A 23,005-nucleotide genomic window follows, 5' to 3' on the forward strand; every position below is an offset into this window, starting at 1 on the left:
GCATTCTCTGTACTAAAACAGCGGAAGGTCAGTGCCGGTCTTGGCGGACGATAAAGACTTCCTTGATCAGAAGCATGATGGCCGCAGCCGTCGGGATGGCGATCAGGGCGCCGAGCACCCCGAGCAGGCTGCCACCGGCGATCACGGAAATCACGGCAACGGCGCCAGGAACCGCGACCGCGCGTTGCATGATGCGGGGGGAGATGAAGTATGCCTCGAACTGCAGGTACGCGAAGTAGGCGATGGCATAGACGACGGCGGTCTGCCATCCGGCCGTGAGTGCAACGAGGATGACCACGACTGCGGCGATAAGGCCTCCCACCAGCGGAATGAACGCGAGCAGCAACACGACGAACGCGAGGAGCACGCTGAACGGAACGCCGAGGATCGTCATCACGATGAACGCGAAGATCGCGTTGAGGAGGGCGACGCAGGCCTGGCCGATCACGTAGTTGCCCACGGAATCAGTGATGGCCTCCGACAAAGCCTGGACCCTGGGCCGGCGCGAACGGGGAGCCAGGCGGTACGCCCATTTCTTCATGGACGGCAAGGCTGCCAGGAAGTACAGGCTCAGGACGAGCACTATCAAGGAACCGAACAGCCCGTTGGCCACGGTGGAACCGAAGCCGACCACGCCGCCAAATATTCCGCCCATGGTCTCAGGGTCCTTGACGAACTTATCCAGTTCCGTGGTGATCCGGTCCCGGACACCGAACTGGCTGTCCGCTGTCCGGAAGAAGTCCGAGTCGAGGAAGCCGCGGATCCAGTCCGGGGCCTGGCGCACGATTTCCGAAACCTGCTCGACAATCGTAGGAATCAAGGTGGCGAAGAAACCGGCTACCGCCAGCACCAGCACGGAAACGGAAATCAAAATACCGGCGGGGCGGGGGACCTTGCGGCCCTCCAGCCAACGGACCACGGGGTCAAGTCCGAGCGCAATGAAAAGGGCCGCAACGATCCACAGAATGAGCTGCGTGGTGTTGCTTGCGATGTAGAACACTGCAAGGGCAACGCCGACTCCGGCGGTGCCCATGAACCCTACGTACAGCGGGTGCTGGGACGACATCCGGGGGCCAGGGGAGCCGAAACCATGATCGTCCTCGGGACGGAAGTCCTCGCGGACATCTGTGCCCTCTTCCTCGGGAGGCATTTCGAAACGGACGCGGGTACGCGCTCCCGGGATCGGCTGCCTCAGTCTCCGGCTGATGGCGGCAAGCCGCCCCGTGCGGACAGGAACGGTCGCGGCGGTTCCGTCTGACGTGGCTTCCACCGCACTTGACCCGGGCTCATTGGCGGGACGGGGCTCCAACGGTTCTTTCACGCGGTTTAGCTGCCTTTTCATTGGTGGTACGGGGCTGACCGGCACGCAGGAAGGTCCTGTGTTCATGATCATCGCCACACTATCAGGACCGCGGAATCGCGCTGCAGCGGCGCCATCCCGCGCTTTAAGGGACCATGCCGCCGTCGGCCCGATCTGACTCTCTGATAACAAAACGGTTACCCTTGAAGTTCAACGACCGCTGATGATAGGTGATCCTGTGCGTTTGAAGACTGCAGCCTTGCTGGTGCTGCTGGGCCTGCTGACGATGCTGGCCGGCATTGGCCAGCTGACTTTTTGGGCTCCATCCGAGACTGTGACGGCTTCGGTACCCAGTGATACCAAAGCTGCCCCGCTGACCGTGATCGACCAGAAGTTGATCGCACTCCACGACGGGCCGGTGAAGATCAAGATCCAGGGCGAAGGCAACTTCACGGTTGCTACCGGGCGTCCGGACGACGTCAACGCCTGGGTTGGCAAGACTGCCCACACCACCCTGACGGGCGTGTCGGCCGACCAGAAGTCCCTGGAGGTTTCCTCTGCCGACGGTGAGGCCACTGCGCCTTCTCCCGCAGGATCCGACCTTTGGGTCAGCACCGAAGACGGCAGCGGCGAACTTGACTACACCTGGAACCCGCCGGCTGATGGCGAGTGGTCCCTCCTGGTAGCCAGCGACGGAACCAAGCCCGCGCCGTCGTCGATTTCCATGACTTTCCCGAACAACGCCACGACCCCCTGGGCCGTGCCGCTGATTGTCCTGGGCATCATCATTATCCTGGTTGGCGCCGCCCTTCCATTCATTGCCAAGGCCCTCAGTAACCGCCGCAGGGATGGCGAAAATGACGGCCCGGGGAACGCTGAAGAAACTACGTCGCTGCCGGTGCAGTCGCCCGCGGACGACACGACACCGGTCCGTGAGACCAAAAAAGAAGGCCCCGCATTGCGGGTTACGGCAGTAGCGGCAGCTTTGGCTGCTGTCATGGTCGGCGGAACGGCCGTCGCCGCGCAGGCCACCACCACGCCCCAGCCTTCTGCCAGTTCAGCCCCGGCAGCCGCGGACGGCGGTACTCCGGTCATGCTGGAATCCCAGTTGCAGCGCATCCTGGAGCAGGTTGCCAGCACCGTTGACGCGGCCGATGCCGCAAAGGATGCAGCCAAGCTTGCTCCCCGGGTGGACAAGATGGAACTGCAGGTCCGGACCGCGAATTACAAGATCCGGTCTACAGTGTCCGCCTACGAACCGCGTATGCCGGTTCGTGCCACCAAGCTGCAGAGCAGCGTCATCAGCACCAAGCGTGACTGGCCCCGCACGGTCTTCGCCCTCACCCAGGGCGACGGAAACGTTGTGCCGCAGGTCCTGACGCTGGTTCAACTGTCCCCGCGTGAAAACTACAAGCTGTGGGGCACCGCTCCGCTGCAGCCGGGCACCAACTTCCCGTCCTTCCCCGTACCCCGTGAAGGAACCAAACCCGTTCCTGCCAGCGACAGCACCGGCCTTGCGTACAGCGGTAACGAGGCCTTGGGAATCCTCGGCGAGATGTTGACGAACCCCGATTCGCCTAACCGGAGCAAGCTCGCCGATGGGCAGTCCTCGCCTTACATCGCCGGTGCGTTGGCCTACCAGGCAGACACCGTGAAGAACGGCACCAGCGCCAACTTCAAGTTCACCCACACCCCGGTCACCAACCAGACTGTGGTGTTGCGTACGGCCGACGGCGGTGCGCTGGTGGTTGGGCGACTGGACTTCGCTTTCGAAGGCACGCCGAAGGCTGCCGGTGACAAGCTGTTGTTGGAGGATGATTCCGCAGTCTTTGCCGGAGGCAAGGAAACCACGACGGGCATGGTCCTGAACTTTGCCGAGTCCGTTGCGGTCTACATTCCGCCGGCAGGCTCCGCTGATCCCATGAAGCTGGTTGCAGCAACGCGTGGCCTGGTGGGAGCCAGCTTTAAGTAGCATTCCCCTGGCAGGGCAGCGGCTAGAGTGGACGGTATGAGTTCGCCCGGATACCGACCCACTCCAGCCGCTGCCAGCCAGCTCAACCTTCGTGGTGCAGTAGACCTTTCGTCGTTGCGCCGCCCGGCAGCGCCACCCGCGCCGCCTGCTTCCGCGTCACCGGATGGGGGCACCCCCGGCGAAGGCGGGTCCGGCAGGGCTCCGCTGCGTGTGGAAGCTACCGAAACCAATTTCCAGGATCTGGTGCAGCTTTCCGCCCAGATCCCTGTGCTGTTCCTGCTCTGGTCGCGCTATGCGGCAGAATCACCCGCTGTCCTTGAGGCCTCGGAACGGGTTGTTGAAAGCTATGGCGGTCGCCTGGTGCTCGCTGCCGCCGACGTTGATGCCTTTCCCCAGCTTGCACAGGCGTTCCAGGTCCAGGCTGTGCCCACCGCAGTAGCGGTCATCAAGGGCCAGCCGGTTCCGCTCTTCCAAGGACCCGCAGATGATGCGCAGATCCGGGACCTTGTTGAAGAACTCCTGAAGGTCGCTGCGGCCAACGGCGTTACCGGCAGCATCGGCGACTCCGCCCCGCCTGAAGGGACGGACGAACCCGAAGCCCTTCCGCCGCTCCACCAGGCAGCGATCGATGCCATTGAGGCAGGCGACTACGCGGGTGCGGCTGCGGCCTACAAGCAGGCTCTCCTGGAACAACCGGCCGACGCCGACGCCAAAGCCGGATTGGCCCAAGTGGACCTCATGGCACGGTTGGAGAGCCTGTCTGCTCCCGACGCCGAAAAGCTCCGCGACCTGGCTGCCCAGGAACCGGACAACATCGAAGCCCAGCTTGGTGTGGCCGACCTTGATGTTTCCGGCGGCCACATCGAGGACGCTTTCAACCGCATCATCACCTTCATCGGCCGTAATTTCGGACCGGAGCGCGAGACGGCCAGGGTTCGCCTCCTGGAACTCTTCGAAGTTGTCGGGACGCAGGACGAAAGGGTCGCCAAGGCCCGCCAAGGTCTCGCCAGGGTGCTCTTCTAGTGCCGTCCGCACTGTTCACCCCGCTGCAGCTGCGTTCACTCACGGTCCCGCACCGGGGCTGGGTTTCGCCCATGTGCCAATACAGCTGCCATCCCGAAACCGGGGAAGGAGTCCCTAACGATTGGCATCTGATGCACCTGGGTTCTTTCTCGGTGGGCGGTGCCGGGTTGATCATGAGCGAGGCCGCTGCGGTGAACGCGGAGGGCAGGATCAGTCCCTTGGACGCCGGCCTGTACTCCGATGAACAAGCGGCGGGTTGGGAACGGATAGTCCGTTTTGTGCACCAACACGGCGCCGTGGACTGCAGGATCGGGGCCCAGCTGGCCCATGCAGGCCGCAAGGCATCAACCTATTGGCCTTTCTCGGGCCGTTCGGGATCAGTTGCAGTGTCCGACGGCGGTTGGGCCACCGTTGGGCCGACCACGGATGCGTTTGATGGATATGCCGCGCCGGCTGCCATGAGCGAAGCCGACATTTCACAAGTGGTGGCGGATTTCGCTGCGGCAGCTTCCCGCGCCGTTGCCGCAGGGTTCGACACCGTCGAAATCCACGGCGCCCATGGCTACTTGCTGCACCAGTTCCAGAGCCCGCTGATCAACACCCGGACCGATCGGTGGGGTGGTGACGAAGACGGCAGGAACAGGCTGATGCTCACCGTGGTGGACGCCGTCCGGAAGGTCATTCCGGAGTCAATGCCGCTTTTGTTGCGGATATCGGCTTCGGACTGGGCAGAAGGGGGAGTGGACGTCCACGCGTCGGTCCGTCTGGCCCGCGCTGCGGCTGAGCGTGGAGTGGACCTGGTGGATGTGTCCAGCGGAGGTGCCGTGGCCCACCAGAAAATCACGGTTGCTCCTGGATACCAAGCAGGGTTCGCCGAGCAAATAAAGCGCGACGCCGGTGTTCCCACCGCGGCAGTCGGCTTACTTACCAGCCCCGCCCAGGTCGAAGACATCGTGGCCAACGGGCGTGCGGATGCCGTCTTCATGGCCCGTGCTGCACTGCGGGACCCGCACTGGTGGCTCCGGGCGGCATATGAACTTGGACATGACATCCCATGGGTGCCGCAATACCAACGCGCTGTGCCCCGCCACGGCTTCTAGGACGTCCGGGCAGGTACACACCAGCGAGGTTAGGCTGGTCACATGACGGAACCACGCCATGAACCCATGTCCACACCACCGCAAGCACCCGAGCCGCACGTAAACCGACCAGCCCAGGCCAACGCCACGCCGCCGGCACCAGATGGTTCCCCCGCTGGAGGCACCATTGCCGCGCTTTCCATCCAGGGCCTGGCCAAGCGGTTCGGCGAAAAGATTGCCGTGGACGGCGTGAGCCTGGAGGTCCCCGCGGGCTCGTTCTATGGAATGGTCGGCCCGAACGGGGCTGGAAAGACCACCACCCTGTCCATGGCCACCGGTTTGCTCCGGCCCGACTTCGGTACGGCGTTCGTGCACGGGGTGGATGTCTGGGCCAAACCCCTTGAGGCCAAGAAGCTCATGGGTGTTCTTCCTGATGGCGTGCGTTTGTTCGACCGCCTCACAGGCGAGCAGTTGGTGACCTATTCGGGGCTGCTGCGCGGAATGGACCGGGACGTCGTCGGTGCCCGTGTCACCGAGTTGCTTGCTGCCCTTGATCTCCAGTCAGACGCCGGCACGTTGGTGGTCGACTACTCAGCCGGCATGACAAAGAAAATCGCCTTGGCCTCGGCGCTCATCCATGCCCCGCGACTTCTTGTCCTTGACGAGCCATTCGAATCGGTGGACCCCGTTTCAGCCGCAAACATCCGCGGCATCCTGGAAAGCTACGTCGCATCCGGCGGCACTGTCATCGTCTCCAGCCACGTGATGGACCTGGTGCAGCGCATGTGCAGCCACGTCGCCGTCGTTGCCGGAGGACGGGTGCTGGCGGCCGGTTCCGTGGACGAGGTCCGTGGTGGTTCCACCTTGGAGGAGCGTTTCGTTCAGCTGGTGGGCGGCGGACACAGGACGGAGGGGCTGGAATGGTTGCGCACCTTCTAAGCCTGAAGTGGCGTTTGCTGCTCAACGGCTTCAAGCGCAGTCCCTGGCAGTTGGTGGGCATGGCCCTCGGTTTGCTCTACGCGCTGGGCGTTCTGTCCCTCCTTGTGGGTGGCCTGGTGGCGCTGCGCTGGGCTGATGCCGGGATCGCGCACACCGTCGTGGTGCTGGGCGGCGCGGTCACTGTGCTGGGGTGGGCCATCATTCCGCTGGTCGCTTCGGCAGCTGACATGACGTTGGATCCCGCACGCTTCACCACTTTCGCGATTCCGCCAAGGCAGCTGCTGACTGGCCTGGCGCTTGCAGGATTCATTGGTATTCCGGGACTGGCCACGCTGATTGCCGCCCTTGGGACTGTCGGGACCTGGTGGAGGAGCGTCCCGGCCGTTTCAGGGGCGCTGTTTGGCGCTGTCCTTGGTGCCGTTACCTGCGTGGTGCTGTCCAAGGTGGTCACTACGGCCACCGCCGGCCTGGCGTCCTCGCGGCGTTTCAAGGACGTCAGCAGCATTATCGTGTTCATCCCACTTGTCCTGCTCGGTCCGATCATGGCGGGAGTGGTGGATGGCGTCCGGGGAAGCGCGGAGTATCTTCCAGCGCTGGCCCGCACCGTGTCCTGGACACCGTTTGGCGCCCCGTGGTCCTTGGGTGGAGACCTTGCGGCCGGCGATGTTGTTGCTGCGGCCGTCAAGCTCCTGATCTCGGTGGCGACCATCGTTGTCCTGCTCTTTAGCTGGCACCTGTTGCTGCAACGCGCGTTGGTCACCCCGCCGTACTCCGGCGGTTCGGCGAAGAAGGGCGGAAAACTTGGACTGTTCGGCCTTCTGCCTGGGACGCCGACAGGCGCGGTAGCGGCCCGCGCCTTGATCTATTGGTTCAAGGATCCCAGGTATGCGGCATCCCTGGTGATTGTCCCAATGTTCCCGGTCCTGTTCTTTTTTGCCGGGTCCCAAAGCGGCAGCTACGGCCTGCTCATGATCCTCGGACCGTTGACGGCGTTCACCATGGCGTGGTCAATTTGCGCCGATGTCTCGTATGACAACACGGCATTCGCCCTCCATCTCGCAGCTGGGGTCCGCGGCCTTGATGATCGGCTGGGGCGTGCACTGGCTTGCCTGGCCATCTCGCTTCCCGTCGTCTTGCTGTTTACGGTTGCCCCGTTGTTCGTCACGGGGGATTGGCACTGGTTGCCGAACCTTTTGGGCTTGTCGCTGGGGACGCTCTTTACCGGTCTGGGCCTGGCTTCCGTCATTTCGGCCCGCTACAACATTGCGGTTCCCTTGCCAGGAGACAGCCCCTTCAAGAAGCCACCAGGAAATGTTGCCCAGACCCTGGCTGTACAGGCAGTGGGTATGGGACTTCTTGCCCTCCTGCTGGTGCCTGAACTGGCGCTGGTGGCTGTCCAGGCTTTCAGCGGTGGGCCCGAAGCGGGCTGGATCAATCTGGCGGTGGGTCCGTTGTTGGGGCTGGTCCTCTTCGTGCTTGGCGTGCGCCTGGGCGGAAAATGGTTGGACGCGCGCGGGCCGGAAATGTTCGCCCAGCTCAGCGTTAACCGCTGATTCCGTAATATCCATGCCCATAGATGGGACATGGGATAACCTCTGTGAAAGATACTTCGAGAACCCATAAGTAGAAAGGCGTGACGATGGAAGTTGTCATTCTCCCTGGCACCAAGCAGATCGGTGCGCTCGCTGCCGATGCCATCGAGGCGCTGGTGCGCCGTAAGCCGAATGCAGTGCTGGGCTTGGCAACAGGCTCCTCGCCATTGCCCGTCTATGACGAACTGGCGAGCCGTTACGAAGCCGGGGGACTGGACTTCAGCCAAGCCCACGGTTTCGCTTTGGATGAGTATGTGGGCCTCAAAGCCGGCCATCCTGAGTCCTACCGGGAAGTGATCCGCCGCGAGTTCACCAACCGCGTGAACATCAAGCCGGAAAACGTCCATGGTCCCGATGGTGCCGCCGACGACCTTGAAGCGGCGTGCCAGGCATACGAGGACGCGATCAAGGCCGTGGGCGGGGTGGACCTGCAGATCCTTGGCGTCGGAACGGACGGCCACATCGGTTTCAATGAGCCGGGTTCTTCGTTGGCTTCGCGGACCCGCATCAAAACCTTGATTGAGCAGACCCGCAAGGACAACGCACGCTTCTTCGACAGCATCGACGACGTTCCCCACCACGTGGTGACGCAAGGCCTTGGAACCATCATGGATGCCCGGCATGTAGTCCTGGTGGCCACCGGTGCCCAAAAGGCGCAGGCCGTCCGTGACTTCGTCGAAGGCCCTGTTGCCGCCATCTGTGCTGCTTCCATCCTCCAGATGCATCCGCACGCGACCATCCTGGTGGACGAGGCTGCTGCTTCCTCACTCAAATTGGCGGACTACTATCGGCACACTTACGACAACAAGCCGGAGTGGCAGGGGCTGTAGACGGTAAGATGTTTGGCATGACTACGCTTCCTCCGGATCCATTCGAAAACGACCCCATGCGCGAGCTTTCCGGAGCCGGAACGTCCACTGCCACCATTGAGCGCGAGGAAACGCGCCAGGAAGTGGAGCCCGGCGACCGTGAGCGGTTTTCGCACTACGTCCGCAAGGAAAAGATCATGGAATCGGCGTTGACCGGTGAACCTGTGATCGCTTTGTGCGGCAAGGTGTGGACGCCAGGGCGCGATCCCCAGAAGTTCCCGGTCTGCCCGGAGTGCAAGGAGATTTACGAAGGCCTCCGCCCCGGCAACGACGGTGGAAAAAACGGCGGCCCGGACAACTCCAAGTAGTGGGCAGGAAGCAAACACAGGCCCAATCTGATCGTTACCGCTTTCCGGACCGCTGCGGCGTGTCCGGAAAGCAGGGCGTCGCTGACGCTGCCAGCTTGCGGGGGAAACCAGCATGACCGAGACACTTTTTGGTGGCCCCTCGCTGCCTCCCGCTTACCCGGAGCGCGCCGCCTGGGGTACCGCGCCCAAGCTTCGTGCCTGGCAGCAGGAGGCACTTGACCTCTACATGACGCGCAATCCCAAGGACTTCCTTGCCGTGGCAACGCCCGGTGCAGGTAAGACCACCTTTGCGCTGCGCATCGCCACCACCCTGCTGGACAGCGGGGTGGTCAACCGCGTGACCATCGTGGCGCCCACGGATCACTTGAAAAGGCAGTGGGCGGACGCTGCAGCCAAGGTCGGAATTGCCATCGACCCCAACTTCAAGAATTCCGACGGGCAGCACGGCCGTGGGTTCGTTGGGGTGGCCGTCACCTACGCCCAGGTGGCCAGCAAGCCGATGCTGCATCGAGCGAAGACTGAAGCTGCTCGCACCTTGGTGATCCTTGATGAGATCCACCACGGCGGTGAAGCTTTGTCCTGGGGTGACGGCCTCCGCGAGGCGTTCGATCCTGCAACGAGGCGGTTGTCCCTGACGGGTACGCCGTTCCGCTCGGATACCTCTCCCATTCCCTTCGTCGAATACGCCGAGGGCCGTGACGGCATTCGCCGTTCCAAGGCCGACTACACCTATGGTTACGGCAACGCGCTGCGGGACCACGTGGTTCGTCCCGTCCTGTTCATGGCTTACTCGGGCCAGATGCGTTGGCGGACCAGCGCCGGTGACGAGATGGCAGCCTCGCTGGGCGAAGCCGCCGTGACCAAGGACATTACGTCCCAGGCCTGGCGAACGGCCCTGAACCCTACTGGCGAGTGGATCCCGGCTGTCCTGGCTGCCGCGGACAAGCGCCTGAGCGAGGTCCGGCGGACGGTTCCGGACGCTGGTGGCCTGGTGATCGCTACGGACCACGACGACGCCCGCGCCTATGCGGGACAGTTGAAGAAGATCACGGGGCAGTCGCCCACAGTGATTCTTTCTGACGATTCCAAGGCCTCCAGCAAGATTGAAGAGTTCTCTGCAGGGGACAAGCGCTGGATGGTTGCCGTTCGGATGGTGTCCGAAGGCGTGGACGTTCCGCGCCTGTCGGTGGGTGTCTACGCCACCTCGACGTCCACCCCGCTGTTTTTCGCCCAGGCCGTGGGCCGCTTCGTGCGTGCCCGCAAAAGGGGCGAAACGGCGTCGGTATTCCTGCCTTCGGTCCCGCCGTTGATGATCCTTGCCAACACCATGGAAGCGGAACGCGACCACGCCCTTGACCGTCCGGAGAAGGACGACGACGGACTCTTCAGCCCCGAGGAGAACCTCATGGCTGAAGCAAACCGGGAAGACAAGGCCTCGGACGAGCTCACCAAAGGCAAATTCGAAGCCTTGGACTCGCAGGCCTCCTTTGACCGTGTCCTGTTCGACGGCGGCGAGTTCGGTACGGGGGCCGACATCGGTTCCGATGAAGAGCTGGACTTCCTGGGCATACCGGGGCTTCTCGACGCCGAGCAGGTGGGCACGTTGCTGCGCCAGCGCCAACACGAACAGCAGTCGCGGAAGAAACGGCAGTCGCCCTTGGCGGCAGCCGCGTCGCCGGCGATCCCGGACCACCGCATGCTCATGGACCTGAGGAACGAACTGGCCAAGAACGTGGCCGCGTGGTCTGCCCGTACAGGAACGCCGCACGGAGTGGTCCACACCAAGCTGCGGGAAGTGTGCGGTGGCCCGGCTGTGGCCCAGGCCAATGAGGAGCAGTTGCAGGCACGCCTGCGAAAACTCCAGGACTGGTTCATAGGCCGGAAGTAGCCGGCCCGAGTTTCAGTATGTATGCCGAAGGGCGCCGCGGTTGCGGCGCCCTTCGGCATACATGGCGTCCAGGTCAGTTGTGTTCAACCTCGACGCCGGCTGCTTCCATCTCCTCGAATGCCTCGGTGAGGTCCTCGGCAATACCTGCCGTGAGGTCCGCGATGACTGTGGTGCTGTATCCGGCCTGGACAGCGTCCAAGGCCGTGGACTTGACGCAGTAGTCGGTCGCAATGCCTACCACCACCACTTCCTCCACGTCGTGGCTCTGCAGCCAGTCATCCAAGCCGATGGCCTCTTCATCGACGACTTCGGGCACTGCGGCCCCTGCTTTGAGGTCGCCGGAGGGAACGTCGTCTTCGGGCGCCAGGATGCCTTCGAAGCCGGAGTAGGCAGCCGTAAACTGCCCTTTGCGGAAGTAGGCCTGGATGTACTCGGGGTCCAGGTCCTCGTGGAGCTCAGCCCCCTTGGTCCTTGCCCGGCAGTGCGGAGGCCACGAATCGACCATGTCGGGCTCGTCCGAGAAGTGGGCGCCCGGCTCGATGTGCCAGTCCTGGGTTGCCACAATGTGATCGAAGAGATGCTGGTTGGCATCGACGTATTCGGTGATGGCGCCCGCCACGGCTGCGCCTCCTTCGACAGCAAGGGTGCCGCCCTCGCAGAAGTCGTTCTGGACATCGACGATGATCAGTGCCCTGGACATCAGTTCTCCTCGTAGACGGTGGGAATGGCGGGCTCGCCACGCTGCAGCCGGTTGACGACGGCGGGTAGCTCAGCCATGGTTGCGGCGTGCCGTTCCTTGGCACGGACGACGCCTTCCGGGCCGGTCCAGCCGGGAAGGACTTCGCCGTTCTTGACGAACTGCTGGAGCAGCTGCCGGTCGTTGCCGTCGTCCTCGGGACGGTGGCCGATACCCACGATTTCGTGGGTTGCCTTGCCGCGTTCGTTGAGCTTGCGAAGGGCGTATTTACGGCCCCCGACGCTGACCTTGTTCTTGGCTGCCTTGGCCACCGGGATGAATTCGCCGTCGTCGTTGGTCCTGCTCACCAGTTTGTAGACCATGCTGGCCGTCGGTGCGCCGGAACCGGTGACGAGGGATGTGCCTACCCCATAGGAGTCCACGGGGGCGGACTGCAGGGCGGCGATGGCAAATTCGTCGAGGTCCGAGGTCACCACAATGCGTGTGTTGACGTTGCCCAGGTCATCGAGCAACTGCCGGACCCACTGTGCCTGGGCGACGAGGTCGCCCGAATCCAGGCGCACCGCGCCCAGCTTGTCACCGGCGAGGTCGACGGCGGTCCGGACGGCTGCTTCGACGTCGTACGTGTCGACCAGCAGCGACGTTCCCGGGCCAAAAGTCGCAATTTGGGCTTCAAAGGCCTCCCGCTCCGTGTCGTGCAGGAGCGTGAAGGAGTGGGCAGCAGTGCCCACGGTCTTGATGCCGTAGCGGCGCCCGGCTTCCAGGTTGGAGGTGCTGGCAAAGCCGGCAATCACAGCGGCCCTGGCGGCCGCCGTCGCGGATTCCTCCTGGGTGCGCCGGGAGCCCATCTCGATACACGGGCGGGTGCCGGCTGCAGAGGTCATCCTCGAGGCAGCGGAGGCGATGGCGCTGTCATGGTTCAGGACCGAGAGGATGAACGTTTCCAGGATGCATGCTTCGGCGAACGTTGATTCAACAATGAGGATGGGGGAGTTGGGGAAGTAGGCATCGCCCTCGGCGTAGCCCCAGATATCGCCGCTGAACTTGTAATTGGCGAGGTAATCCAGGGTTTCCTGGTTGACCACGTTGTTTTGCTCCAGGAACTCCAGCTCGGCCTTCCCGAAGCGGAAGTCGGCGATTCCCTCCAGCAGGCGTCCCGTGCCGCCCACCACGCCGTAGCGGCGACCGTCAGGCAACCGCCGGGCGAAGGCTTCGAACACTGATCGGCGATGCGCGGCCCCGGAGTGCAAGGCTGCCTGAAGCATGGTCAGTTCGTAGTGGTCTGTGTACAAGGAAGTTGCGGGGTGGTCCCACGACGTGGCTCTACTCACGAATTCACTCTAGTGCGAGCCGCCATAGAATGGACAGATGAGCCCTAGCGTTGCGTTTGGCACGGACATCGATGAGCGGACGGAAACTGCGGAGCAGTCGTCCACCGGTGTCCTGACAGCCCCTGATATCCCTTGGAACCTTGTGATCTGGAATGATCCCGTCAACCTGATGAGCTACGTGAGCTACGTGTTCCAGAGTTACTTCGGCTATTCGGAGTCCAAGGCGCACAAACTGATGATGGAGGTCCATAAGAAGGGCCGCTCCATTGTTGCCCACGGCAGCAAGGAACAAGTTGAGCAGCACGCCGTAGCAATGCACGGATTTGGTCTCTGGGCCACCGTGGAGAAGGCCGCGAGCGGCAATGAGACACCCGGAAAGGGCGGCCGCCAGCGTGGCTAAGGCATTCAAGTTTGGACTCAAGGGCATCACCGGATACCTGGAGCCGGCCGAGCGGGACCTCCTACGCGGATTGTTGGACGATGTCATCTCCATGCTGGACTCCGATGTCCGGGACAACGAGGATCCGTTGGCGGCCCTGATTGGCCTGGACATGGACGTCAAGCAGCCCAGCGACCGCGCCCTTTTACGGCTTCTGCCCAATGTTCTGAAGGACGACGACGACGGCTCGCTGGAGTTCCGGCAGCTCACCGAACGCTCTGTCCGGGAAAGCAAGGTCGGTGCCCTGCGGGCCACCGCCATGGGACTGGACAAGGACGAACTGGTCCTGACCCTCGAAGATGCCACCCGCTGGTCCATGGCACTGAACGATGTGCGGCTTGTTCTGTCCGAACGCCTGGACATCCGCGATGAGGCTGACGCGGAGCTCATCCACAGCATGCAAGACTGGAGCCAGGCGGAGGACGTTGAGAGCTACTTGGCGTTGGTCTACAACTTCACGACGTGGCTCCAGGAGTCCCTGGTGCAGGCCATGATCTCCGCCAGGCAGGCGAAATCCTGATCCGCCCCGTGGGTTGGTGCTGCCGCCTTGTGACACATCAGACACGAGGCGGAGACCACAGGTAATGGCCGGACGCCATGGGAAGCCTTATTCTCGAATAATTATGACTTCAGCATCGGGCAGTTCACCAAGCGGCGCTTCAGCCAGTGGCGGCCACCTCAGCGACGGGGAAATCGTGGGGGCGCGCCCGATCGGTATCTTCGACTCGGGAGTTGGCGGGCTGACGGTAGCTCGGTCCATCATTGACCAGCTCCCCAATGAATCGATCCTCTATGTGGGGGACACCGCCAACGGCCCCTACGGCCCGCTTCCGATAGCCGAAGTGCGGGCCAACGCCCTGGGCGTCATGGACGAGCTGGTGGACTCCGGCGTCAAGTTGCTCACCATTGCGTGCAATTCCGCGTCGGCTGCCGTGCTCCGGGATGCCCGTGAACGCTACACGGCCCGCTACGGTATCCCTGTTATCGAGGTCATCCAGCCGGCCGTCCGCCGCGCCGTCTCAGCCACACGCTCCGGCAGGATCGGCGTTATTGGCACCTCCGCTACGGTTGGTTCCCGGGCCTACGAGGACACGTTCGCTGCTGCACCGGACCTGACCATCACGTCCGCGGCCTGCCCGGCATTCGTTGAATTCGTGGAAGCCGGAATTACCACCGGCCCGGATCTTCTGTCGGCTGCCAACGAGTATCTGCAGCCGCTCAAAGCCGCCGGCGTGGACACCGTTGTCCTGGGGTGCACGCACTACCCTTTGCTGACCGGGGTCATCTCGTTCGTCATGGGCGAAGACGTGACGCTCGTATCCAGCGCCGAAGAGACGGCCAAGGATGTCTACCGTGCGTTGGCCAACCACGGTATCCAACGGACTGAGCCTGCAGCGCCCAGCCACGAGTTCATCGCCACGGGGGATGCGGCACACTTCGAAACCCTGGCCCGCCGTTTCCTGGGTCCCGAGGTCCTTTCCGTCAAGCACGTTGACCATGTGGCTGCCCAGTACCCCACTGGCAGCCTGGCCCGCATTACGCCCGAGATGCTGGAAGCTGCCCGATCGGGATCCGGGTTGTCGAGACGTTCCTACTTCGTCCAGCCAGAGGGCAACCCCGCCTTCGGCTCGGGTGCGGCCATGGGACGTGGCCTGTGAAGCTGACGATCGTGGGGTGCACCGGATCCTTCCCGGGCCCCGGTTCGCCCGCGTCCTGTTACCTGGTGACGGCACACGATGGCGAACGTGAGTGGAAAATAGTCATGGACCTCGGCAGTGGAGCCTTGGGCGCGATCCAGCGCTACACGGACCTTGAGGACATAGACGCGATTTTCCTCACCCACCTGCACCCGGACCACTGCATGGACTTGTGCGGCCTGCACGTCGCCGTCCGTTGGAAACCAGGCGGTTGGGGTCGTGACAGGCTTCCGGTGTGGGGGCCTGCGGCAACCGCGGACCGGATGGCGACCGCCTATGGGCTGGAACTTGATCCCGGGATGCACGAGGAGTTCGACTTCACCAACTGGGCCGAACAGAAGCCCGTAACTGTGGGGCCCTTCACCGTCACGCCCTATTCCGTCAATCACCCGGTTGAAGAGGCATACGCCTTGCGTGTTACCGCTACGGAACCGGGCAAGGACGGCATTCCGGTTACCAAGGTCCTGACGTACTCCGGGGATACTGATTCCTGCCAGGGGCTCGAGGACGCTGCCAAGGGTTCGGATCTGTTTCTCTGTGAGGCTGCCTTCGAGGAGGGCCGCGACGACGACATCAAGGATGTCCACCTCACAGGCAAGCGGGCAGGCGAGGCCGCTGCAAACGCAGGGGCCAAACGGCTGCTGCTGACGCACATTCCCGTGTGGACCTCGCAGACCAAAGTACTCTCGGAGGCAAAGCCGGTATTCGGAGACGTGGCTGTGGCTGTCGCAGGGGTTCACTACACCATCTAGGTGGGCCGTCGTCGGGGGGCCTGGTCGGCTTGGCTAAGCTTGGAGCATGACTTCTGAAGCAACAGCCACACCCGTCATCCGCGCCGATGGCCGGACCCCCGATCAACTGCGCCCCATCAGCATCACCCGCGGCTGGTCGAAGCAGGCCGAGGGATCGGCGCTGATTGAGTTCGGCAACACCCGGGTCCTGTGCACCGCTTCGCTCACCGAGGGCGTGCCGCGCTGGCTCAAGGGAGAAGGCCGTGGCTGGGTTACGGCCGAGTACGCCATGCTTCCCCGTGCCACCAACACCCGATCCGACCGCGAGTCCGTGAAGGGCAAGATTGGTGGACGCACCCACGAGATCTCGCGCCTCATCGGCCGTTCGCTGCGCTCCATCATCGACACCAAGGCCCTGGGCGAGAACACTATCGTCCTGGACTGCGACGTCCTCCAGGCCGACGGCGGTACCCGTACGGCTGCGATCACCGGCGCCTACGTGGCCCTCGCGGAAGCCATCCGCTTCGCCCGGGAGAACAAGCTCATTGCCCGCAACGCCGAGCCCCTGGTGGACACCATCGCGGCCGTTTCTGTCGGCATCATCGACGGCGTCCCCATGCTGGACCTGCCCTACGTTGAAGACGTCCGCGCTGAGACCGACATGAACGTGGTGGTGACCGGTTCCGGCAAGTTCGTCGAAGTGCAGGGCACCGCTGAGGGCGCACCGTTCGATCGCGACGAACTCAACGCCCTCCTGGACCTTGCCCTGCTGGGCACCACGCAGCTTTCGGCCATCCAGCGCGAAACGCTGGCGGAAGCTCCGTGAGCGCCGTAGAGCCAGGCGGCCCCCGGCTGGTGCTGGCCACCCACAACAAGGGCAAGCTGAAAGAACTGCGTGAACTTCTTCGGGGCCAGGTGCCAGGGCTCGACGTCGACACCCAAGTGGTGGACGCCGCTGCGGCCGGCGCCCCGGATGTCGCCGAAACCGGTGTTACGTTCGCGGAGAACTCGCTGCTGAAGGCCCGCGCGGTGGCGGAAGCGACCGGCCTGGTGGCCATCGCCGACGACTCCGGCCTGGCAGTGGACGTGCTGGGCGGAGCCCCCGGGATCTTCTCTGCACGCTGGTCGGGGCGACACGGCGATGACATTGCCAACCTGAACCTTTTGTTGGCGCAGCTCTCGGACGTTCCCGATTCCTTCCGTGGAGCGGCCTTTGTCTGCGCTGCTGCGTTGGCGGTGCCCGGCGCCGATGGCATTGCCCATGAAACCGTGGAGTACGGACAGTTGGAGGGGACCCTGCTGCGTGAACCCCGCGGCGAGGGTGGCTTTGGCTACGACCCCGTGCTGCAACCAGCCGGAATGGACCGCAGCTGCGCCGAACTCAGCTCCGAGGAAAAGAACGCCATCAGTCACCGGGGCCAGGCGTTCCGGGCATTGCTGCCCGCCATCGTGGACGCATTGTCAGAGCCGCAACTGAAGTAAGCCTGGACATGCGAAAACGAATGGCACCCCGCGCGGCGGGGTGCCATTCGTTTTTTGCTTGCTTGAGCGGAACGCCGGGCGGCCCTAGAGCTCGCCGGTCTTGCCGCCGTCGTGCTCGTCGATGAATTCCTCCACGGGATCGGTTCCCTGGGCGGCCGCCTTGCGTTTGGCGACGAATCCGCGGCCCACCTCGATGAGGATCGGAATAACGGAGATCAGGACGATGACGATGAAGATAATGTCGATGTTCTTGCCGACCCACTCGAACTGGCCGAGCCATGCACCGAGCAGGGTAACTCCGCCACCCCACAGGACGGCGCCAATGACGTTGAAGAGGAAGAACTTGCGCTTGTCCATCTGGGCGACGCCCACGATGACCGGCACGAAGGTGCGGATAATCGGCACAAACCTGGCCAGGATCAGCGCTTTGCCGCCGTGCTTCTCGAAGAATGCGTGGGCGCTTTCGACGTTTTCCCTCTTGAACAGCCTGGAATCGGGCTTGTTGAAGATCGCCGGCCCGGCTTTCGCTCCGATGAGGTAGCCGGTCTGGTTACCCAGGATGGCCGAGACGATGATCAGGCCACACATGCCCCACAGGTTGAACTCAATGGCGCCTGTCGACACCAGCAACCCGGCTGTGAAGAGCATGGAGTCGCCGGGCAGGAAGAAGCCCACCAGCAACCCGGTCTCGGCGAAGACGATGGCGCAGACCAGGAGAACCACCCAGGGTCCCAGCGGTGAATCGCGCAGGAAGACGTCGGGGTTCAACCAGTCCGGCAGGAACGACGCCATGGCCGGCTGCACTGGGCCCGCGCCCCCGAAAGTGGATACGGCCATATCGCTTATCGCAGAAAAGATCACCCATTAAGCCTACTTGAAGCCAGTCCGCGGAAATTTCCGTAAGCCGCAACGGCTGCATGTCACCTCAATCACCCATGCAATGGCCGCCTCGCCGTCCAAATCGGCGGGGGCGGACTTTTCCCGCTGTAATCTTGACCAGTGGCATTGGACTTTACGGCGATCGACTTTGAAACAGCCAACGGCTTCAGGGGCTCCCCGTGTTCAGTTGGACTCAGTAAGGTCCGCAACGGGGTTGTGGTGGAGGAAGCCTCATGGCTGATGCGCCCTCCGGAGAACCACGATCATTTCGAGTTCCACAACACGCGGATCCACGGTATCCGTGCTGAAGACGTCGCCGGGCGCCCACGGTTCGGGGACCTCTTCCCCGAGATCGGGGCATTCATCGGTGGGGACGTACTTGCCGCCCACAATGCGGCCTTTGACCTCGGCGTGATCCGCTCGGGCTTGGAAGTATCCGGGCTGCCCGGGCCTGCCTACCACTACGTCTGCACCGTCATGCTGTCGCGTCGATGCTATTCCTTGGTGTCCAATTCCCTGCCGTACGCGGCAGAGGAAGCCGGGGTCCCGCTGGTGAACCACCACGACGCAGCCGAGGACGCCCGCGCGTGCGCCGGCATCCTGGTGGACATTGCCCGGCGCAACAATGCCAACAGCATCGCCGAACTCTATCTTTCCCTGGGGCTGAACCTGCCCCATCAACCGGCGTTCGATCCCGCGTTGGGCTTGTCAAAAGCCACAGTCTCGGCGTTGGCCGCCAAGAACGGCAGTTCCCTGGAACGTGCCCTGGAAGGGGCCTCGGGCGGTCCAAGCGGCTGGTCGGCGTGGCCGGAGGAGGGCCCCAACCCGCTGCCCAACCCCGCGGCCGAGCCGGGACACCCGCTCTTCGGCCAAACAGTGGTATTCACCGGTGATCTTGCCATTACACGGCCGGAAGCCAAGTCCCGGGCCGCGGACATGGGGGCCCGCCCCGAAAGCCGTGTGACTGCTCGGACCACGGTGCTGATTGTCGGAGACGGTTTCGTGGCTGGAGACCTTCGGGCAGGACGGCTTACAGGCAAGGCGAAACGGGTCCTTGAGCTCCACGCCAAGGGACAGCAGATCGAGGTAGTCTCCGAGGGCGAGTTCCTGCAGATGGTGGGCGGCGCCTGACCGGCCGGGGGTCACACTGCGCAATATTGCTTCCCGTCCGTGCAGCAGCGCTCCTAGCCTTGGTTCATGACCAAGCCAAGCTTTCCCCAAGCGCCGGCCCGCCAAGCTGCGGACACTCCCGTTGGCGGTGGGATCGATTGGCGCGCAGTGTTTGCCTTTCCCAATCCCGTCAACGAGTACGCCGCCCGGATTACGGCTGGGCTTGTGGTGGTGCTCGCTGTCGTGACGTTGGTGGCCGGCTGGGGCTGGGGGTTGGTTGCCCTCGCCGCAGGTTTCTGGCTCCGCGTGCTTTTTGGTCCGCGGATTTCCCCGTTGGCCCTGTTGTCCGTCAAGGTCCTGGCTCCGCGGATTGGTCATGCCAAGCTGGTTGCCGGTCCTCCCAAGCGGTTCGCGCAAGGCATCGGGGCCGCCTTGACCAGTGCCGCCGTCGTCCTGTTCTTCACTGGCTTCCAGCCGGCTGCATGGATTCTGCTTGCTCTGCTGATCGTTGCGGCCTCGCTGGAGGCATTCGCCGGTTTCTGCCTGGGGTGTGCAATCTTCGGTTTCCTGCAGCGCCGTGGCCTCATTCCGGAGGACGTGTGCGAGGCCTGCAACAACATCACGCTTCGCAGAACCTAGCCCCTGCCTTCAGCCGGTGGTGACGGCGAGGAGACGGTCGGCCATACCGCGGATGACCTCCGGTGCTTCCAAAGCCTCCAGCCAATCCGCGGGCAGGCACCGCTCGCCGTAGTATGCGCCGAGGATGTTGCCCGCGATCGATCCGGTCGAGTCACTGTCACCGCTGTGGTTAATGGCGACGCCGATTGCGTTGCGGAAATGTTCTGCCGGCTCGCTGCCACCTGTGGACAGGACGGCGTACAGCCCGACGGCGAGTGCTTCCTCAGCCACCCATCCCTCACCGAGCTCCGCGGTCAGTTCTTCCGGGCCCAGCGTGGTGGATTCCGCGGACAGTCGCAGGGCCGCGTTCAGCCTTTCACCGAGCTCGGGTGCCTTGGTGGGAACGGCGCTGACGTACTCAAGGGCGTCGACGGCGGCAGTATGGACGTCGCTGCCTGCCACGATGTTGTGGATCAACAGGCTGAAGGCGGCCGCACTGAGCCGTGCCGAGGGATGTCCGTGGGTCAACGAGGCGGCGTCGGAGCTGAGCTTGTAGACCGCTTCACGGGAGATGTGGGGGATGAGCCCGAACGGGGCTGAGCGCATCACTGTGCCGCATCCTTTGGAGTCCGGGTTGACGGGCCGGGCTACTGTTCCCATGTCGCCGGTTGCCAAGCCGCTGAGGCAGGCGTTGCCGGGCGCGCGGCGATGCTTCAGCACGTCCTGGGAGTCAATCCACCGGGGCTGCGGCGCTGGAGCGGAGGACGAAACGGCGACATCCTGGGTCGCAAGCCAACGCAGGTAAGCGAGCCAGAGGCAGGCGATCTCGTCCGCAGCTACACCGTCGTTCGCCCATTCGAGGGCTTCTACGAGCCCGTCAACCGTATACAGCGTCATCTGGGTGTCGTCCGAAAAGTGGCTGCCGCCGTCGAGCTGCGTGAACGAGGTCAGGCCGTTCGGCCCAAACCGTGCGCGAATGGCGGCAAGGGAATCGAACTCCACCTCGTAACCCAGGGAATCACCCAACGCCCCTCCCAAAAGTGACCCGTAAACCCGGGATTCGAAGGACGGAACGGCGGGGGAGGAAGCGTCAACACTCATGCCAGTAACTTACCGTGCCCGCAGGCCTCCGCTGATATGGTGGGGAAGCTGCCGGCACCGATGAAACCCTGGAGAGACAACGTGCGTGAACCTGCTTGGCGACGGACCGGAAAGACACCTGACTACCGGTTTTCGCTGGCCAACGAACGTACCTTCCTGGCATGGATCCGCACATCCCTGGCGCTGCTCGCGGGTGCGGTAGCGGTTGACCAACTGGCCCCCAACATCGCCCCTACGCCGGTGCGCTTGGTTCTGTGTGTACTGTTGGCGCTTGTCGGGGCCGGGCTGGCCGCCTTGTCGTATCGTCGCTGGGGTCAGATGGAAGCCGCGATGCGCAATGACCAGGCCCTCCCTTTCTCCCGGGTGATGCTGTTCATGACCATCGTGGTGGCCGTAGCCGCCTTCGCCTTCGCCGTGTTGATCCTCGTGGCGCGTTGAGTATGGTCGGATCGAACAGGACGGAACCGTGAGCGTGGAAGTCCGGGATCCTGGCCTGCAACCCGAACGCACCACGCTGGCATGGCGACGCACACTGATTTCGCTGGTGGTGGTGGACCTTTTCATCTGGCGAAGTTGGCTGACATCGGAGCCCGCCGCCGGCAACGTCGTCGCCGGCCTGCCAGGGCTGGACTACCAAGGGCTTTGCGCTCTCATGGCCGCAGCGGCCACGGTAGTCCTCGCGGCAGTGGTGTGGGTCCGCTCACGCCAGCTCCAGGCTGGCAGCCAGGCGGCATCGGCACGGTTGGTCCTGGTCAGCACGCTGGCAGTGGTGGGCCTCGGGGGCACGGCCATCGCAGCGATAGCCTTGGGCGGATAAGCTCGGAGGCGGGATTCAGCAACTGCCCAGATTCGGCTGGCAAGATGCTCAAGGACTCCGGACGTTCCGGGCGAACCATGGGCACGCCACCGTGCAGCGCGATCCGCGGCAGGCCATACCGGCCTGCACACCAACCGTAAGGACAACTTCGTCATGACCTCTCCTGTGCACGCCACCTCCGATCCCCAACCGGGACTCATCGCCCGGCTGTCGGCTGAAGCTTTGGGCTCCATGTTCGTCGTGCTGGTTGCGGTCGGTGTCTCGATCTTCTCCAACCCTTCCGGTGCCCCGCTGCCTGCAGCACTGGCAACCGGCCTGACGGTTACCGTGGCGATGCTGGCTTTCGGGTACGTTTCCGGTGGCCACTTCAACCCGGTGATCACCTTGGGCAACCTGATTGCGGGCCGCATCCGCGCGGTGGCCGCGATCGCATACATCGTGGCCCAGGTGATTGGCAGTGTTGTGGGTGCCGCCCTTGCATACTGCGTGGTGCTGACCGTTCCCGTGCTGACGGACGCCCGCGCAGCCTTCGGCTCTGTGGCTGCCGGTTATGGTGAACACGCCGCTGCACAAACCCAGATGGCCGGGGTCCTGCTCGTTGAGGTTATCGGTTCGGCACTGCTGGTCGCCGTGTTCCTTGGGGCCACCTCCGGCCGCCGCGCACTTCCTGCAGTGGCACCTTTCGCAGTAGGACTCGCCACGGCTGTCCTGCTCCAGTTTGGACAGGTCTTGGGCAACCTTCCGTTCAACCCTGCACGTGCCACAGGGCAGGCGTTCTTCAGCCCCTCCTGGGCATTGGACGGTTTGTGGCTCTTCTGGGTGGCTCCCTTGATGGGTGCCGCGCTCGCCGGTCTGGCATTCAGGGGTTTCCAGGGTTTCTCTGCCGGCAACCGGGGTGCCGAAGCAAGCTCCGTGCTCGCAGATGGCGGCGTCAACGATTCCTTCGACACGGAGGCGGACCCCACCGAGGACGTTGCAGTGACCCGTGAGGCGAAGGGCAGCCAGGATGAAGGCAGCACATCGGCCCGTCCGGCTCCTGCTGCTCCCGTCGCCGACGATGACGCACGCGACTTTTTCGAGGGCAAGAAAGGCTAGCAGCCGGACAGGACCGACGGCGGTCGGCTCGCCTCCGC

The 23,005-nt window shown here is 63.7% G+C and carries 24 protein-coding genes; 19 read left to right on the forward strand and 5 right to left on the reverse strand.

Annotated elements, in window-relative coordinates; all coding sequences use genetic code 11:
• Positions 1-28: 28 nt before the first annotated feature.
• Positions 29-1,321, reverse strand: coding sequence for an AI-2E family transporter (locus tag QRM57_RS13850; RefSeq protein ID WP_235521596.1), 1,293 nt, complete (start codon positions 1,319-1,321; stop codon positions 29-31).
• 202 nt (positions 1,322-1,523) lie between these two features.
• Between QRM57_RS13850 and QRM57_RS13855 the strand changes: the two genes are divergently transcribed.
• From QRM57_RS13855 to QRM57_RS13890, 8 genes are all read left to right on the forward strand, one after another.
• Positions 1,524-3,272, forward strand: coding sequence for a DUF8094 domain-containing protein (locus QRM57_RS13855; protein WP_284987044.1), 1,749 nt, complete (start codon positions 1,524-1,526; stop codon positions 3,270-3,272).
• Positions 3,273-3,308: 36 nt separating this feature from the next.
• The gene (locus tag QRM57_RS13860) at positions 3,309-4,295 is read left to right on the forward strand and encodes a tetratricopeptide repeat protein (RefSeq protein ID WP_257369131.1); all 987 of its coding nucleotides are present in this window, start codon (positions 3,309-3,311) and stop codon (positions 4,293-4,295) included.
• On the forward strand, positions 4,295-5,395 hold the full coding sequence (locus QRM57_RS13865; protein WP_257369130.1) for an NADH:flavin oxidoreductase/NADH oxidase: 1,101 nt from the start codon (positions 4,295-4,297) through the stop codon (positions 5,393-5,395). The genes QRM57_RS13860 and QRM57_RS13865 overlap by 1 nt, the downstream gene beginning before the upstream one ends.
• A 42-nt stretch (positions 5,396-5,437) precedes the next feature.
• On the forward strand, positions 5,438-6,313 hold the full coding sequence (locus QRM57_RS13870) for an ABC transporter ATP-binding protein (RefSeq protein ID WP_257369129.1): 876 nt from the start codon (positions 5,438-5,440) through the stop codon (positions 6,311-6,313).
• The gene (locus tag QRM57_RS13875) at positions 6,295-7,866 is read left to right on the forward strand and encodes a transporter (protein ID WP_284987045.1); all 1,572 of its coding nucleotides are present in this window, start codon (positions 6,295-6,297) and stop codon (positions 7,864-7,866) included. Before QRM57_RS13870 ends, QRM57_RS13875 begins: the two co-directional genes overlap by 19 nt.
• Before the next feature lie 86 nt (positions 7,867-7,952).
• On the forward strand, positions 7,953-8,735 hold the full coding sequence (nagB, locus tag QRM57_RS13880) for a glucosamine-6-phosphate deaminase (protein ID WP_257369127.1): 783 nt from the start codon (positions 7,953-7,955) through the stop codon (positions 8,733-8,735).
• Positions 8,736-8,743: 8 nt separating this feature from the next.
• Positions 8,744-9,082, forward strand: a complete 339-nt coding sequence (locus tag QRM57_RS13885; RefSeq protein ID WP_211711563.1) for a DUF3039 domain-containing protein — start codon at positions 8,744-8,746, stop codon at positions 9,080-9,082.
• A gap of 112 nt (positions 9,083-9,194) precedes the next feature.
• Complete coding sequence (locus tag QRM57_RS13890) at positions 9,195-10,970, forward strand: DEAD/DEAH box helicase (protein ID WP_284987046.1); 1,776 nt, start codon at positions 9,195-9,197, stop codon at positions 10,968-10,970.
• Positions 10,971-11,043: 73 nt separating this feature from the next.
• On the opposite strand, the gene QRM57_RS13895 is transcribed toward QRM57_RS13890, so the two are convergent.
• Both QRM57_RS13895 and QRM57_RS13900 read right to left on the reverse strand, forming a co-directional pair.
• Positions 11,044-11,670 (reverse strand): isochorismatase family protein, encoded by a 627-nt coding sequence (locus QRM57_RS13895; RefSeq protein WP_235521588.1) that lies wholly within the window; start codon positions 11,668-11,670, stop codon positions 11,044-11,046.
• On the reverse strand, positions 11,670-12,998 hold the full coding sequence (locus QRM57_RS13900) for a nicotinate phosphoribosyltransferase (RefSeq protein WP_284987047.1): 1,329 nt from the start codon (positions 12,996-12,998) through the stop codon (positions 11,670-11,672). Before QRM57_RS13900 ends, QRM57_RS13895 begins: the two co-directional genes overlap by 1 nt.
• A 37-nt stretch (positions 12,999-13,035) precedes the next feature.
• Between QRM57_RS13900 and clpS the strand changes: the two genes are divergently transcribed.
• The 6 genes from clpS to rdgB all read left to right on the forward strand — a co-directional run bounded on the left by clpS (position 13,036) and on the right by rdgB (position 17,347).
• Complete coding sequence (clpS, locus tag QRM57_RS13905) at positions 13,036-13,398, forward strand: ATP-dependent Clp protease adapter ClpS (RefSeq protein ID WP_235521586.1); 363 nt, start codon at positions 13,036-13,038, stop codon at positions 13,396-13,398.
• Entirely contained in the window at positions 13,391-13,957 is a 567-nt protein-coding gene (locus tag QRM57_RS13910) for a DUF2017 domain-containing protein (RefSeq protein WP_284987048.1), read from the forward strand. Before clpS ends, QRM57_RS13910 begins: the two co-directional genes overlap by 8 nt.
• Before the next feature lie 64 nt (positions 13,958-14,021).
• Positions 14,022-15,095, forward strand: a complete 1,074-nt coding sequence (gene murI, locus QRM57_RS13915; RefSeq protein WP_416404501.1) for a glutamate racemase — start codon at positions 14,022-14,024, stop codon at positions 15,093-15,095.
• Positions 15,092-15,886: an MBL fold metallo-hydrolase gene (locus QRM57_RS13920; RefSeq protein WP_284987051.1), complete on the forward strand. Its 795-nt coding sequence runs from the start codon at positions 15,092-15,094 to the stop codon at positions 15,884-15,886. The genes murI and QRM57_RS13920 overlap by 4 nt, the downstream gene beginning before the upstream one ends.
• Before the next feature lie 46 nt (positions 15,887-15,932).
• Positions 15,933-16,691 carry a ribonuclease PH gene (rph, locus tag QRM57_RS13925; protein ID WP_011775233.1) on the forward strand — a complete coding sequence of 253 codons (759 nt, stop codon included), beginning with the start codon at positions 15,933-15,935 and terminating at the stop codon, positions 16,689-16,691.
• Positions 16,688-17,347, forward strand: coding sequence for an RdgB/HAM1 family non-canonical purine NTP pyrophosphatase (gene rdgB, locus QRM57_RS13930; protein ID WP_284987052.1), 660 nt, complete (start codon positions 16,688-16,690; stop codon positions 17,345-17,347). Before rph ends, rdgB begins: the two co-directional genes overlap by 4 nt.
• Before the next feature lie 84 nt (positions 17,348-17,431).
• Here rdgB and QRM57_RS13935 read toward each other — a convergent pair whose 3' ends face one another.
• A complete protein-coding gene (locus QRM57_RS13935; RefSeq protein WP_257369291.1) occupies positions 17,432-18,193 on the reverse strand; it encodes a DedA family protein in 762 nt (253 codons plus the stop codon).
• Between the two features lie 153 nt (positions 18,194-18,346).
• Between QRM57_RS13935 and QRM57_RS13940 the strand changes: the two genes are divergently transcribed.
• Positions 18,347-19,357: a 3'-5' exonuclease gene (locus QRM57_RS13940; RefSeq protein WP_284987053.1), complete on the forward strand. Its 1,011-nt coding sequence runs from the start codon at positions 18,347-18,349 to the stop codon at positions 19,355-19,357.
• 66 nt (positions 19,358-19,423) lie between these two features.
• The gene (locus tag QRM57_RS13945) at positions 19,424-19,975 is read left to right on the forward strand and encodes a DUF4395 domain-containing protein (RefSeq protein ID WP_284987054.1); all 552 of its coding nucleotides are present in this window, start codon (positions 19,424-19,426) and stop codon (positions 19,973-19,975) included.
• 9 nt (positions 19,976-19,984) lie between these two features.
• Here QRM57_RS13945 and QRM57_RS13950 read toward each other — a convergent pair whose 3' ends face one another.
• A complete protein-coding gene (locus QRM57_RS13950) occupies positions 19,985-21,055 on the reverse strand; it encodes an ADP-ribosylglycohydrolase family protein (protein ID WP_257369119.1) in 1,071 nt (356 codons plus the stop codon).
• Positions 21,056-21,136: 81 nt separating this feature from the next.
• Here QRM57_RS13950 and QRM57_RS13955 point away from each other — a divergent pair, with 81 nt between their 5' ends.
• From QRM57_RS13955 to QRM57_RS13965, 3 genes are all read left to right on the forward strand, one after another.
• A complete protein-coding gene (locus QRM57_RS13955) occupies positions 21,137-21,493 on the forward strand; it encodes a YidH family protein (protein ID WP_175538584.1) in 357 nt (118 codons plus the stop codon).
• 28 nt (positions 21,494-21,521) lie between these two features.
• Complete coding sequence (locus QRM57_RS13960; RefSeq protein ID WP_257369118.1) at positions 21,522-21,872, forward strand: DUF202 domain-containing protein; 351 nt, start codon at positions 21,522-21,524, stop codon at positions 21,870-21,872.
• Positions 21,873-22,025: 153 nt separating this feature from the next.
• The gene (locus QRM57_RS13965) at positions 22,026-22,967 is read left to right on the forward strand and encodes an MIP/aquaporin family protein (RefSeq protein WP_284987055.1); all 942 of its coding nucleotides are present in this window, start codon (positions 22,026-22,028) and stop codon (positions 22,965-22,967) included.
• The last annotated feature ends 38 nt before the right edge of the window (positions 22,968-23,005 follow it).

This window comes from Arthrobacter sp. fls2-241-R2A-172, from assembly GCF_030208885.1.
GTDB lineage: Bacteria > Actinomycetota > Actinomycetes > Actinomycetales > Micrococcaceae > Arthrobacter.

Excerpts from the sequence above, each read along its gene's own strand:
- QRM57_RS13855 (WP_284987044.1), top strand. The coding sequence starts at position 1,524 with ATGATAGGTGATCCTGTGCGTTTGAAGACTGCAGCCTTGCTGGTGCTG.
- QRM57_RS13860 (WP_257369131.1), top strand. The coding sequence starts at position 3,309 with ATGAGTTCGCCCGGATACCGACCCACTCCAGCCGCTGCCAGCCAGCTC.
- QRM57_RS13870 (WP_257369129.1), top strand. The coding sequence starts at position 5,438 with ATGACGGAACCACGCCATGAACCCATGTCCACACCACCGCAAGCACCC.
- QRM57_RS13875 (WP_284987045.1), top strand. The coding sequence starts at position 6,295 with ATGGTTGCGCACCTTCTAAGCCTGAAGTGGCGTTTGCTGCTCAACGGC.
- nagB (WP_257369127.1), top strand. The coding sequence starts at position 7,953 with ATGGAAGTTGTCATTCTCCCTGGCACCAAGCAGATCGGTGCGCTCGCT.
- QRM57_RS13885 (WP_211711563.1), top strand. The coding sequence starts at position 8,744 with ATGTTTGGCATGACTACGCTTCCTCCGGATCCATTCGAAAACGACCCC.
- QRM57_RS13890 (WP_284987046.1), top strand. The coding sequence starts at position 9,195 with ATGACCGAGACACTTTTTGGTGGCCCCTCGCTGCCTCCCGCTTACCCG.
- QRM57_RS13895 (WP_235521588.1), bottom strand. The coding sequence starts at position 11,670 with ATGTCCAGGGCACTGATCATCGTCGATGTCCAGAACGACTTCTGCGAG.
- clpS (WP_235521586.1), top strand. The coding sequence starts at position 13,036 with ATGAGCCCTAGCGTTGCGTTTGGCACGGACATCGATGAGCGGACGGAA.
- murI (WP_416404501.1), top strand. The coding sequence starts at position 14,022 with ATGGCCGGACGCCATGGGAAGCCTTATTCTCGAATAATTATGACTTCA.
- rph (WP_011775233.1), top strand. The coding sequence starts at position 15,933 with ATGACTTCTGAAGCAACAGCCACACCCGTCATCCGCGCCGATGGCCGG.
- QRM57_RS13945 (WP_284987054.1), top strand. The coding sequence starts at position 19,424 with ATGACCAAGCCAAGCTTTCCCCAAGCGCCGGCCCGCCAAGCTGCGGAC.
- QRM57_RS13950 (WP_257369119.1), bottom strand. The coding sequence starts at position 21,055 with ATGAGTGTTGACGCTTCCTCCCCCGCCGTTCCGTCCTTCGAATCCCGG.
- QRM57_RS13965 (WP_284987055.1), top strand. The coding sequence starts at position 22,026 with ATGACCTCTCCTGTGCACGCCACCTCCGATCCCCAACCGGGACTCATC.